Source organism: Nonomuraea sp. MTCD27, assembly GCF_041950495.1.
Lineage (GTDB): Bacteria > Actinomycetota > Actinomycetes > Streptosporangiales > Streptosporangiaceae > Nonomuraea.
The window spans coordinates 91,863-103,341 of sequence record NZ_JBGNUW010000018.1 but is presented as its reverse complement, the minus strand read 5'-3'; the positions used below and the strand labels follow the sequence as shown (position 1 = coordinate 103,341).

Below are 11,479 nucleotides of genomic sequence, written 5' to 3'. Positions count from 1 at the left end.
TCACGAGTTGGGGACGGTGTCCTTGAAGGCGGTGCCGGCGGCGCGCAGGGAGGCGACGCGGCTGAGCACGTCGGCGGGCGCGACGACCTCGTTCTTGCTGTGGTAGAGGTAGTCGACCTGCTGCCGGTACGTACGGGTCCCGGTGGCGCCCTGGAGATCGATGAACCACTGGTTGAACATGATCCACATCGGGGTCTCGGGATAGTAGATGTCACCGTGGTCGGCGAACAGGCGGCCGTCCACGTAATACCTGATCCGGCCACCCGACACCTGGATGACCAGGTCGTGCCAGCCGGCGAAGCTCGTCCGCTCCTCGGTGTGGGTGTTCACGGCCTGCCAGGGGTCGCCCTGGTAGGTCTCCCAGCTCGTGGCGTAGAGGATGTTGGACGGCTCGCCCCAGCCGCCGTTCGGCAGATACTCGAAGTCGAGCTCGCCGTACTCGGGGTCCAGGTTGTAGCGCAGCGGGGTGATGGTGAAGAACGTCTGCACCACGTGCTCGCCGTCGGGGCCGCTGGTGGGGGCGTCGCTGAAGCGGACCCGGGCGGCGTACGTGCCCTCGTGGAACTTGCGGTTCGCGGTGGACAGCTCGGTCTGCACGGTGCCGGCCGCCGTGCCGTTCGTGGAAGAGTCGAGCGTCAGCAGGCCGCCGGGGAACGAGACGCCCGCGGGCGACCAGGTGGCGCCGGGCACGCCGGGGCCTCCCGAGCTGGAGCGCACCGTCCAGCCACGCTGGGCGAGCAGCGGGTCGCCCGACCCGGAATACGTGAAGTCGTCGAACAGCACGCCCGCGCCGCCCGGGGGCACGGTCGGCGTGACGGTCGGGGTCGGGTCGGGGTCGGTGCCCGTCGGCTTGCCCCATGCCAGCTGGCCGTTCACGTAGACGGCGATCTTGTCCCAGTTCGCGTAGGCCGTCTGGGCGCCGTAGGAGTAGTCGTCGCTCTGGGTGAACGTCTGCCAGTCCGCGCGGTAGAAACGCAGCTGCATGTCGCTGGTGTTCTGGCCCGGGGCCAGGCTGCCGGAGCTGAAGCCCACCTCCAGGTACTGACCGCTGCCCTGCTGGCGGACGAACTGTCCCGTGATCGTCGAGCAACCGACGACCGCCCAGGAGCAGGCGAAGCGGTAGGTCTCGGTGCCCGTCAGGTAATAGCGGATCTTGACCTGGTTGAGCGGGATCGTGGTGGTGCCGTCGTTGAACAGGCGGAGCCAGGGCTCGGCCTGGGCGGTGGTGGCGCCGGGGGCGCTGGTGCGGTACTGGAGGCGGACGGCCTGGTCGGCGTTGGCCGGGGCGACCAGGGTGCCGAAGACCAGGGCCGAGATCAGGATGGCGGGGATGGCTAAGGAGAAGACAAGTTTTCCGAAATTTCGGGACATGGGCGGGCTCTCCTTGCGGTGGTTACGGCCCCCGAATTTCGTGCATGCCGAAGAGAGGTGGTGGCGCGAGAACGGTCAGGCGCCGCGGCGGATGCGGCCCGCGTACAGCGCCTCCAGGCGAAGGTTGTGCGCGTCGCCCTCGGGGACGTTGGCCGAGAGGTAGACGGGCGGCACTTCACCGGCTTCGAGCAGGTTGCGTACCGTCCGGGTGACGACGAGCTGGGCCAGCAGGGCTGAGGTGATCGTGGAGACGGCCCCGGTGGCGCCTCCGTCGGGCAGGGGCAGGACGGCGTCGCCGTACGGCGCGTGGTTGTCCAGGACGACGTCGGCCAGATCGATGAGCTTGCGGCCCGAGGGGTGACGGGACGCGGCGGCTTCGCTGTGGGCTCGGGAGGTGATCGCGATCAGGTCGTGACCGCGTTCCTTGACGAGGGTGGCGAGCTCGACGACCACGCCGTTCACGCCGGAGTTGGAGATGATGACGAACAGGTCGTGGCTCTGGACGGGGGCGAGGTCGAGGATGGTGCGGGCGACGGCGGGGTCGCGTTCGAGGTCGTAGCGGTCGAGCTCGGACGGGGGCGCGTCGCCGTACCGGACGATGTCCCTGAGGGCGAGCCGGTTGGTGGGCACGAGGCCTCCGGCGCGGCCGGCGATCTCCATCGCGACGGCCTCGGAGTGGCCGGAGCCGAACGCCTGGATGACGCCGCCTCCGGTCAGCGCCTTGGTGAAGAGATCTGCGGCACGCGAGATCTCCGGATCGTCCGGGATCGTGCGTACGAGGTGAGCGATGTGCTCGACGAATTCCTGCGGATCCAGCGTCATACATCCCCTTCTGGTAGACGGTGTCCGGCCACGGCGCGGACGGTGACGTCGAACGCCTGCTTCGTCCGCTCGTAGGTCTGCTGGGCGACGGACACGTACACGACGTCGAGCACGAGCAGTTGCGAATGGATCGCGGCGAACCCCTCGGAGCGGAAGCTCGTCGCCCGGCTGGCCGTGGTGAGCACCAGCTCGGCCACCTCGGCCAGCGGCGATCTCGGCTGCGAGGTGACGGCCACGGTGATCGCGCCGTGGCTGCCCGCCTCGGCGAGCACCTCGATGACCTCGCGCGTCCGGCCGCTGTGCGAGATGCCGATCGCGACGTCGCCCTGGCCGAGCAGCGCCGCGTCCGTCAGCGCGCTGTGGGCGTCGGACCTGCTCCAGGTCGGTACGCGCATGCGCTGCAGCCGGTATTCCATCTCGCTGGCCACGGCCGCGCTGCTCGACACCCCGAACAGCAGCACCCGCCCCGCCCTGGCCACGGCCTGCGCGGCCTTCTCGACCACGGCCAGGTCGAGCTGGTCGCGGGTCTCCTGGATCAGGCGGATGTCGTTGGCGGACACGACGCCCAGCACGCGTTCGAGGCTGTCGTCGGGCAGGATCTCCTGACCGATGTCGGTCTCCCAGGTCTGCTGCGCCACCCGGCCGGTCTCGGTGGCGATGGCCACGCGCAGCTCGGCGTACCCGGCGAAGCCGAGGGCGCGGCAGAAGCGCGTGATGGTGGCCGTGGACGTCCCGCTCCGCTCGGCGAGATCGACGATGGTCAGCCGGGCGGCCTCGGCCGGGGCGTTGAGGATGGCGTCGGCCACCTTGCGCAAGGCCTCCGGCATGTCGTGCCGTTCGGCTCCGATGCGGTTGAGGAGTTCCACGCGGTGATAATTATGCTCAGACAGTGGCGCCGTCAAGCTATTCGGGCAATAATTTTTGACATGCAGGTGGTTCTTGGGGTCGACGCCGGGGGCACTTCCTCGCGTGCGGCGGTGTTCACGGTGGCGGGCGAGCCGTTACGGCGGGGGCAGGCGGGCGGGGCCAACCCGGGGGCGCTGGGCCCGGACCGGGCCGCCGCCAACCTGACGGCCGCCGTGCGCGCCGCCCTGGCGGGGATCGATCCGGCGCAGGTCAGGGGCGTGGTGGTGGGGCTCGCGGGCTCGCCCGGGCGGTGCGCGGAGCTGACCGAACGCGTCTTCCGCGACCTCCTGCCCGGGGGCGTGCGGGGGGAGACCGCCGGGTCCCTGCCGGTGCGGACGGTCGGGGACGTCGTGACCGCGTTCGCGGCCGGCACGCCGGCGCCGTCCGGGACCGTGCTCATCTCGGGGACGGGGGCCATCGCGGCAAAAATTACCGACCACGTGCCGGTCGCCACCGCCGACGGGTACGGGTGGCAGCTGGGCGACGAGGGCTCGGCCTTCTGGCTCGGCCGCGCCGCCGCCCGCGCCACCATCCGCGCCCTGGACGGTGGGATCCCCGAGGGCGGGGTGCCGGCGGGCGGGCTGGTGGCCTCGGTCGTCGATCGGCTGGTGCCGGAGGGGCTGAACGGACTCGACGGGGCGATCGGCGTGGACGGATCGGGCAGGCCGGACGGGGCCGGATCGGACCTGGCGGGCGGCTCGGGCGGGGAGCTGGTGGCGCGGGTGGCGGCGGCGGTGCACGCGCGGCCGCCGCTGGCGCTGGCCGAGCTGGCGCCGCTGGTGAGCCGGGCCGCCCGGGACGGCGATCCGACGGCGGTGTCCATCGTCGCCGAGGCCGCGTCGCGCCTGGTCCGGACCGTGTCCGAGGTGCACGAGCCGGGGCTGCCGATCGTGCTCGCCGGCAGCGTGCTCACGGCGGAGGGCCCCGTACGGGACGCCGTACAGGGCCTTCTGGAGGGGGCGTCACCTGCCGTGGCGGGCGACCCGGCGGGCGCGGCGGCCTGGCTGGCGGCGCGCCCGTTCCTGGACCCGCGAGAGTCGCAGGCACGCCACCCGCGCTTCGTCCGCCCCGCCACCTGAGCATCGCCACCGCTCACCGCGTGAGCAGGGCCGCGCTCCCGTAGCTGCCACCGAACCCCGTCACCAGCGCCACCTCACGCCCCGCCCGCAGCTCCCGGACGGCCTGGGCCACGTTGTTCAGCCCGTGCACGTAGCCCTCGGACAGCAGGCCGCCGTGCGGGTTCACCCAGGCGTGCCGGCGCTCCAGCAGGTACGCCCCCAGCTCCCCCCGCCCGACCAGCCCGAAGTCCTCCAGCTGCCGGGGCACCAGCCACGAGTACGCGTCGTACGCCAGCACCACGTCCACGTCGGACGCCCGCATCCCGGACGCCTCCCAGAGCATGGGCGCCACGTACGCCGAGAAGATCGCCGTGACGTCGGGTGCCCGGTCCATCGAGGAGCAACCATGGCCTCCCCCGCGTACCACCGCCCGCACGCGTGGCCCGTCGATCACGCCGCTGACCAGCAGGGCGCAGGCCCCGTCGGTCTCCTGGCAGCAGTCCACCGTGCGGAGCGGGGTACAGACGTACGGCCTGGCGAGGTAGTCGGCCAGGGCGAGCGGCTCGCGGCGCAGGGCCCTGGGGTTGGCCTTGGCGTTGTCCCTGGACTGGGCGACGACGGCGTGCAGGTGCTCGGCCGTGAGCCCGGTGTCGTGCAGGTAGCGGGTGGCGGCCAGGGCGAACAGCGGGACGGGCCCGGCGAGGCCGTAGGTGAAGCGTTCCTGCGGGCCGGTGGAGACGGTGTTCATGCGCTTGCCGGAGCGGCCGTTAAGTGCCCGATAAATCAAGATATTTCGCGCCAGACCGGCGTGGATGAGCATGGCCGCGTCCCCCAGGATCGACGCCGCCTGCGTGCCGCCCCCGGCGATGTCGTTGTGCCAGCCGAGCCGTTCGATCCCCAGCGCGCGGGCGACCTGCACGACGGGCGCCGAGTCGTTCAGGTGGTAGCTGAGCACGCAGTCCACCTCGCTCGGGCCGATCCCGGCGTCCGCGCACGCCGCCCGGCCCGCCTCGACCGCCAGCTCCAGCTCGGAGCGCCCGGACTCCCTGCTCAGGGCCGTCATCCCGATCCCTGCCAGGGCTGCCCGCCCCGCGAACGGCTGCATGCCGCCTCCTCCGCTCGCCCGCACTGTCGCGATCTCACTATACGAGGCAAGCGCTTGCTCGGCAGAGCGGCGCGGCCACCCCTGCATGGCCTTTCCGGAAGGCCGTAATGGCGGCCTTTTCCGTCCCAAGTCATTCGCCGCCGGGCGGCTCCATGTCCGGGAAATCCCGCGTGACCAGCGGGTTACGCCGTCCCGCCAGGAATCAGGTGACTGAGAACCTTCACGGGAGCTGTCCCCTCTTGTAATACAGAGGTGCGATCTCCCGATAGCCCATCATCATCAAGCCCGAGGTGAGCGATGGATCTACGCTACGTCCGGTACGCCATGGCGATCGCACGGGCGGGCAGCCTCCGCCGGGCCGCCGCCGCGCTGCACATCGCTCAGCCCACGCTGTCGGAGCAGCTGAGGGCCCTGGAGAAGGAGATCGGCGTCGAGCTGTTCAGCCGATCGTCGAGCGGCGTGCAGCTCACCGAGGCGGGCGAGGCGTTCCTGGCCCAGGCCACCGTGGCCGTCGACGCCTTCGAACGCGCCGTGGCGGCCGCCAGGAGCACGGCCGAGACCGCCCGCCTGGGCGTGGCCGACGGCCTGGCCGACGTGGTCGCCCGGCTGCTGTCCCAGCTCCACAACGGCCACCTGCGGGTCGCCCCGATGGGCACGGCCGAGCAGATCGTCTCGATCGCGGACGGCGCCCTGCAGGCGGGGCTCGGGTACGCGCCCGGCTCCCTGCCCAGGGGCGTGGCCCGGATGCTCATCCACCGCTACCCGGTACGCGCGCTGCTGCACCGGGAGCACCACCTGGCGGCGCACGAGGCGGTGTCGCTGTCCGACCTGGCGGGCGAGCCGCTGCTCATGCCGGAGTCCGACGCCGTGTCCGGCGCCCGCCGGTTCCTGGAGGGCTTCGTACGCCACCGCCTCCACCCCCGGCTCGGCCCGTCGGCGGCCACCCACGACCTGGTCATCAACATGGTGGAGGAGGGCGCGGGCTACGCTTTGTGCGTGCACGAGGGCACCACGGTGCCCGAAACCCTGGTGTTCGTCCCGGTGAAGGAGGACGTGCCGCCCCTTGAGGTGGTCTTCCTCTGGAACCGCCAGGCCGACGTGCAGGAGCTCGTGAGCGCGGCCCGGCATCTGGCCCGCTCTGGATAGCTCTATTATCTAACGATGCGCATCTCCGAACTCAGCGCCAAGTCCGGCGTGGCCATCCCGACGATCAAGTACTACCTGCGCGAGGGCATGCTGCACCAGGGCCGGCAGACGGCCGCGACCAGGGCCGAGTACGACGAGTCGCACCTGCGCAGGCTCCGCATGATCCGGGCCATGCTCGAGGTGGGCAGGCTCTCCGTGGCCTCGATCAAGAAGGTCGTCGCGGCCGTGGAGGACGAGTCGCTGCCGACGCACGAGATGCTCGGGACGGCCCACTACGCGCTGAGCCCCGCAGTGGAGCCGGAGCCCGGCGCGGAGTGGCAGGCCGCCCGCGCCGAGGTGGACGGCTTCATCGCGGACCTGGGCTGGGACATCCACCCCGCCGCCCCCACCCGCGACGAGCTGGCCCAGACCCTGGTCCGGATGCGCCAGCTCGGCGTGCCGGTCGACCTGGCGCCGTACGCCGAGCTGGCGCGGAAGCTGGTCGCCGAGGTGGAGATGGACGCCATCCCGTTCGACGGCCCGCGCGACGCGGCCGTGGAGGCCCTGGTGCTCGGCACCGTCCTGTACGGCCGGGCGTTCGACACACTGCGCCGGATGGCCCAGGAGTCGGAGTCGGCCCGCCGCCTCACGTCCTAGACCAGCCCGTTCGCGCGCAGGATCGAGACCGTCTTGACCGTGACGGCGCCGCGCCACTCCAGCGAGCCGGCGGGCGAGAACCGCGCGTAGTCCACGGTCCACCCGCCGTCGTCCTGCTGCTCCCCCGCCAGCCGTACGAGGTCGGCCGCGATCACCTCGGGGTCGAACAGGCCGCGGGCCGGCCGCCCGGGGTAGGGCGCGATGTCGAGGGGCCGCAGCGCCTCGTTCTCGGTGCCGCCCTCGACGGGCACCCGCCCGTCCTCGGGGACGTGGGCGCCGAGCCGCTTGAGCAGGTCGGCGGCGCGGGGATGGCTGTCGTACACGGCGTCGAGGAAGTGCACGGCGAACGACAGCACGTACGCATGCGGCATCTCCTCCAGCGCCGCGATCGTGTCGAGGCAGTAGCGCGTGGCCTTCTCCAGCCACGGGTGCCCGGCCACGGCCGGGTCGTGGACCGCGACGCGGTGGGCGACCGCCGCCGTGATGGCGGTGATCTGCAGGGACGAGGTGTCGGCGGCGCCTCCCGCCCACCAGGTCGCGGTGGCGGTGGGAACCGTGAGCGGCAGCGAGAACGGCAGCCCGCCGTCGGGCAGCGTCACCGAGTCCAGCCAGTCGCACAGGGCCGCGGCGTGCGGCGAGGTGACCGGGGCGATCTCCTCGAACACCTCGAAGGCGTGCAGCGCCGAGCCGGGCTGGCTCTCGGGGGAACGCAGGTCGGGCTCCAGGCCCCAGCCGTAGCCGCCGTCCGGGTTGCGGTAGCCGTCCAGGGCGGCCAGCGCGCCGGCCGCGTCGCCTTCTCCCATGAGCAGGTCGTAGCGGCGGCGGTCCAGGATGCGTGCGTGCCCGGCCATGAAGCCGGGGACTGCGGAAAGGTTCACGTTCATGCAGCCATCGTGCCCGGATCGCCGCGGGCCGGTCTTGTAGGTTCCGGACACGCCGGCAGTGCGATCATGGCGGCATGGGGGTCGACTTCCACACCGGTCCGGCGCGGGCGAGGTTCGCCGCGCAGCGGGTGGCGCGCCTGGCCAGGCTCGCTCCCGACGGCACGCCACGCGTGGTGCCCATCACGTTCGCCCTGGACGGCGACACGGTGGTGACGGCAGTCGATCACAAGCCCAAGACGACCACCGACCTCAGCCGGCTGCGCGACATCAGGGCGAACCCGGCCGTCAGCGTGCTGGCCGACCACTACGAGGACGACTGGACGCGGTTGTGGTGGGTGCGCGCCGACGGGCGGGCCTTCGTCCTGGAGGACGGGCGGGATGCGGCGCTCGACCTGCTGGCGGCCAAATACCGGCAGTACCGCGAGCGCCGGCCCGAGGGCCCCGTGATCGTCGTCGAGGTGACCAGGTGGAGCGAGTGGTCGGCTACTCCCTGATCGTCACCGGCCGCTTCAGCAGCCACAGCGCCGCCCGCTGGAGCAACGTCCGGTGGATCTCGTTGTCGTACGACCTCGTGTCGTGCCCCAGCGCGTCGTAGAACACCCGCCCGCGCCGCACCGGCCGCGCCCAGATCAGCGGCTGGCCGTTCGACGAGGCCAGCGGCTCGACGTCGGGCAGCACGTCCAGGTCGCTGTAGACCTCGTCCACCACGTCGAAGTCCCGCAGGCCCTCCACCACCGGATGCGTCCCGTGCACCCGCACCCCTGTCCAGCCCAGCGGCGGGTGGTGGGACTTGGGCCAGGTCCAGCAGCCGCCCAGGACGCGTGGCCAGCCCTGCCAGTCGTCGAAGCAGATCGACGCCGAGTGCATGCACAGCAGCCCGCCACCCCGGTCGAGGTGGTCGAGGAGAGTCGTACGCGCCCCGGCCGGTAAGGCGAAGCGCCACTCGTCACGCAGGTCGGCGAAGCGGTCCTGGGTCATCTGCCAGCGCAGCGCGTTGACCGTGATGAGCTGGACCTCCGACGGCTCGCTCAGCGCGCCCGCGATGTCCTCGGTGATCTCCGACTCGATCCCCACCTCGGCGAACGCCTCCGCGAGCGCGCCCGACGTGGCGGCGAAGTCGTGGAAGGGGCCTCCTGACAGGATCAGATTTCTCGCCACTTGCCAACCTCATCACGCTTACCGCGACATTTCTACCCATGTCCTGGCAGTACGCGCCGCTGTGGCGGGAGGCGCCCGGGGTACGCGCCCGTGGTGGCGGGGATGGGGGTGGGCGGGCCGGTGCCGCGGTTGGCGGCCCCGGCACACCTCTTTCTTCGGCGGGCGGGCATGATGCCGGTCGTGGAGGACTTCGAGGAATGTCGCCCGATGCTGCTCGGTCTGGCCTACCGGCTGCTCGGCAGCATGTGGGACGCGGAGGACGTCGTACAGGAGGCCTGGCTGCGCTGGGAGGGCACCGACAGGGGCGCGGTCAGGGAGCCGCGGGCGTTCCTGGTGACCGTGGTCTCGCGGCTGGCGCTCGACCAGCTCCGCTCCGCGCGGGTCAAGCGGGAGGCCTACACGGGGCCGTGGCTGCCCGAGCCGGTCATGACCTCCGAGGCGGGGCCGCTGGACACGGCCGAGCTGCGGGACACGGTCTCGTACGCGACCCTGTACATGATGGAGCGGCTCTCACCGCCGGAGCGGGCGGTGTTCGTGCTGCGCGAGGCGTTCGAGCTGCCGTACGACGAGATCGCGGAGATCGTCGGCTCCTCCGTGGCCAACGCCAGGCAGATGCACCACCGGGCCTCCGTCAGGCTGGCCCAGGGGCGCGACCGGTTCCGCCCGTCCACCGAGGAGCACGCCAAACTGCTGGTGAGCTTCATGCGGGCGGCGCAGAGGGGTGACCTGGCCGCGCTCACCGAGCTGCTCCACGAGGACGTCGTGTCCTACAACGACGGCGGCGGACGGGTCCGCGCGGCGCTGCGGCCGATCATCGGCCGGGAGAAGGTGCTGCGGCTCCTGGAGGGCCTGGCGGAGCGCTACCGGGTCACGGACTCGCAGATGCTCGACGTCAACGGCACGCCCGCGGTCTTCACGCGGGTCGACGAGGTCCTGCGGCAACTCGTCCTGATCGACGTCCGCGACGGCCGCATCTCCGGGATCTACGCCGTGCTCAACCCCGACAAGCTCGCACACGTGAGCCGGGGCTGAGATCCGCGGCCCCCACAATCTATAGTCGCCCCTATGGATCTCGGCATCTCGGGCAAGGTCGCCCTCGTCACCGGAGGCAGCGCGGGCATCGGGCTCGCCGCCGCCAAGAGCCTCGCGCGGGAGGGCTGCGACGTCTGCGTCAGCGCCCGCGACCCGGAGAAGCTCGCGGACGCGGTGGTGGAGCTGCAGGAGTTCGGCAAGGTCGTGCACGCCGTGCTGGCCGACGTGGAGGACCCGGCCGCCGCCCGGCGGGTGGCCGAGGAGACGCGCGACGTGCTCGGCCCGATCGACATCCTCGTGGCCAACGCGGGCGGGCCGCCGCCCGGCCGCTTCGACGAGCTCGGCCTCGACGCCTGGGACGTGGCCGTGCAGCGCAACCTGCTCGGCACCGTGCGCCTGGTGCACGCGGTGCTGCCGGAGATGCGCTCGCGCGGCTGGGGCCGGATCGTCACGATCACCAGCAGGTCGGCCCGCGAGGCGCTCGACGGCCTGGTGCTGTCCAACGCCACCCGCTCGGCCGTGGCCGGCCTCGTGCGCACGCTGGCTCGCGAGGCCGGCCGCGACGGTGTGCGGGTCAACAACGTGATGCCGGGCCCGATCGAGACCGAGCGGCTGCGGGAGACCGCGGGCGGCGAGGACGCGCTGCGGCAGCGGGGCGAGTCGGTGCCGGTCGGCCGGATCGGTCGGCCCGAGGAGGTGGGGGACGTGGTGGCGTTCCTGGCCAGCGAGCGGGCCTCGTTCGTGAACGGGGTCTCGATCCTGGTGGACGGCGGGGAGAGCCGCGTCATCGCCTGAGGAGGGTGCGCACGACCGTGGCCGCCCAGGTCTCGTCGTCCTCGGGCAACATCACGTAGTGCGACAGGTTGGCCCGGTGGAAGCAGGCGCCCATCAGCAGGGAGGCGGCGGCGTCCGCGTCGATGCCCGCGTCGATCCGGCCCCGGCCCTGCTCCTCGCGCACGATCTCGGCCAGCGCATGGACCGGCAGGTGGGGCCCGGCACCGGCCTTGGCCAGCATGTTCCTGAACCCCTCCAGGAGCGGCGGGTCCCCCAGCACGCCGCCGCCGATGGCCGCGGCCCTGGTGTAGAACTCCAGGGCCATAATGGTGAACGTGCTGAAGTTGGCGGTCACGTCCTCCTGCCCCACGCTCTGCCGCAGCCGCGTCAGCGCGGGGCCGAGCGCGGGCATCCGCTCCAGCAGCACCGCGAGGAGGAGCGCCTCCTTGCTCGCGAAGTGCTTGTAGAGCAGCGCCTCCGAGCAACCTGCCTGGTGGGCGATGCGTTTCGTCGTGGCCCCCGCGATGCCGAACTCGTGAATCGCCTGCTCAGCGGCGTCGATGATGCGATCGCGTGTGCCCATCCGC

13 protein-coding genes are annotated in these 11,479 nt (G+C 72.1%); 6 read left to right on the top strand and 7 right to left on the bottom strand.

The genetic code is table 11. The features are described 5' to 3' along the window. From ACBJ59_RS42395 to ACBJ59_RS42385, 3 genes are all read right to left on the bottom strand, one after another. Entirely contained in the window at positions 1–1,371 is a 1,371-nt protein-coding gene (locus ACBJ59_RS42395; RefSeq protein ID WP_375115756.1) for a cellulose binding domain-containing protein, read from the bottom strand. 75 nt (positions 1,372–1,446) lie between these two features. Then, entirely contained in the window at positions 1,447–2,193 is a 747-nt protein-coding gene (locus ACBJ59_RS42390) for an SIS domain-containing protein (RefSeq protein ID WP_364130235.1), read from the bottom strand. Continuing rightward, positions 2,190–3,059 carry a MurR/RpiR family transcriptional regulator gene (locus ACBJ59_RS42385; RefSeq protein ID WP_375115755.1) on the bottom strand — a complete coding sequence of 290 codons (870 nt, stop codon included), beginning with the start codon at positions 3,057–3,059 and terminating at the stop codon, positions 2,190–2,192. Before ACBJ59_RS42385 ends, ACBJ59_RS42390 begins: the two co-directional genes overlap by 4 nt. 60 nt (positions 3,060–3,119) lie before the next feature. On the opposite strand from ACBJ59_RS42385, the gene ACBJ59_RS42380 reads away from it, so the two are divergent. Next, complete coding sequence (locus tag ACBJ59_RS42380; RefSeq protein ID WP_375115754.1) at positions 3,120–4,178, top strand: N-acetylglucosamine kinase; 1,059 nt, start codon at positions 3,120–3,122, stop codon at positions 4,176–4,178. A 13-nt stretch (positions 4,179–4,191) separates the two neighbouring features. On the opposite strand, the gene ACBJ59_RS42375 is transcribed toward ACBJ59_RS42380, so the two are convergent. Beyond that, a complete protein-coding gene (locus tag ACBJ59_RS42375; protein WP_375115753.1) occupies positions 4,192–5,262 on the bottom strand; it encodes an acetyl-CoA acetyltransferase in 1,071 nt (356 codons plus the stop codon). Positions 5,263–5,559: 297 nt separating this feature from the next. Between ACBJ59_RS42375 and ACBJ59_RS42370 the strand changes: the two genes are divergently transcribed. Both ACBJ59_RS42370 and ACBJ59_RS42365 read left to right on the top strand, forming a co-directional pair. Continuing rightward, positions 5,560–6,408 carry a LysR family transcriptional regulator gene (locus tag ACBJ59_RS42370; RefSeq protein WP_375115752.1) on the top strand — a complete coding sequence of 283 codons (849 nt, stop codon included), beginning with the start codon at positions 5,560–5,562 and terminating at the stop codon, positions 6,406–6,408. A 15-nt stretch (positions 6,409–6,423) separates the two neighbouring features. After that, a complete protein-coding gene (locus tag ACBJ59_RS42365) occupies positions 6,424–7,044 on the top strand; it encodes a MerR family transcriptional regulator (protein WP_375115751.1) in 621 nt (206 codons plus the stop codon). On the opposite strand, the gene ACBJ59_RS42360 is transcribed toward ACBJ59_RS42365, so the two are convergent. Next, entirely contained in the window at positions 7,041–7,928 is an 888-nt protein-coding gene (locus ACBJ59_RS42360) for a hypothetical protein (RefSeq protein WP_375115750.1), read from the bottom strand. The two genes, ACBJ59_RS42365 and ACBJ59_RS42360, sit on opposite strands and share 4 nt — an antisense overlap. A 74-nt stretch (positions 7,929–8,002) precedes the next feature. Here ACBJ59_RS42360 and ACBJ59_RS42355 point away from each other — a divergent pair, with 74 nt between their 5' ends. Continuing rightward, a complete protein-coding gene (locus ACBJ59_RS42355; protein WP_375115749.1) occupies positions 8,003–8,422 on the top strand; it encodes a TIGR03668 family PPOX class F420-dependent oxidoreductase in 420 nt (139 codons plus the stop codon). Here the strand turns inward: ACBJ59_RS42355 and ACBJ59_RS42350 are convergent. Then, entirely contained in the window at positions 8,412–9,086 is a 675-nt protein-coding gene (locus tag ACBJ59_RS42350) for a ThuA domain-containing protein (protein ID WP_375115748.1), read from the bottom strand. The two genes, ACBJ59_RS42355 and ACBJ59_RS42350, sit on opposite strands and share 11 nt — an antisense overlap. Positions 9,087–9,257: 171 nt before the next feature. Between ACBJ59_RS42350 and ACBJ59_RS42345 the strand changes: the two genes are divergently transcribed. Next, positions 9,258–10,118 carry an RNA polymerase sigma-70 factor gene (locus ACBJ59_RS42345; protein ID WP_375115942.1) on the top strand — a complete coding sequence of 287 codons (861 nt, stop codon included), beginning with the start codon at positions 9,258–9,260 and terminating at the stop codon, positions 10,116–10,118. A gap of 33 nt (positions 10,119–10,151) precedes the next feature. Further along, positions 10,152–10,913, top strand: coding sequence for an SDR family NAD(P)-dependent oxidoreductase (locus ACBJ59_RS42340; RefSeq protein WP_375115747.1), 762 nt, complete (start codon positions 10,152–10,154; stop codon positions 10,911–10,913). Here the strand turns inward: ACBJ59_RS42340 and ACBJ59_RS42335 are convergent. Beyond that, entirely contained in the window at positions 10,903–11,475 is a 573-nt protein-coding gene (locus ACBJ59_RS42335; protein WP_364132756.1) for a helix-turn-helix domain-containing protein, read from the bottom strand. The genes ACBJ59_RS42340 and ACBJ59_RS42335 overlap by 11 nt on opposite strands. Positions 11,476–11,479 lie beyond the last annotated feature (4 nt).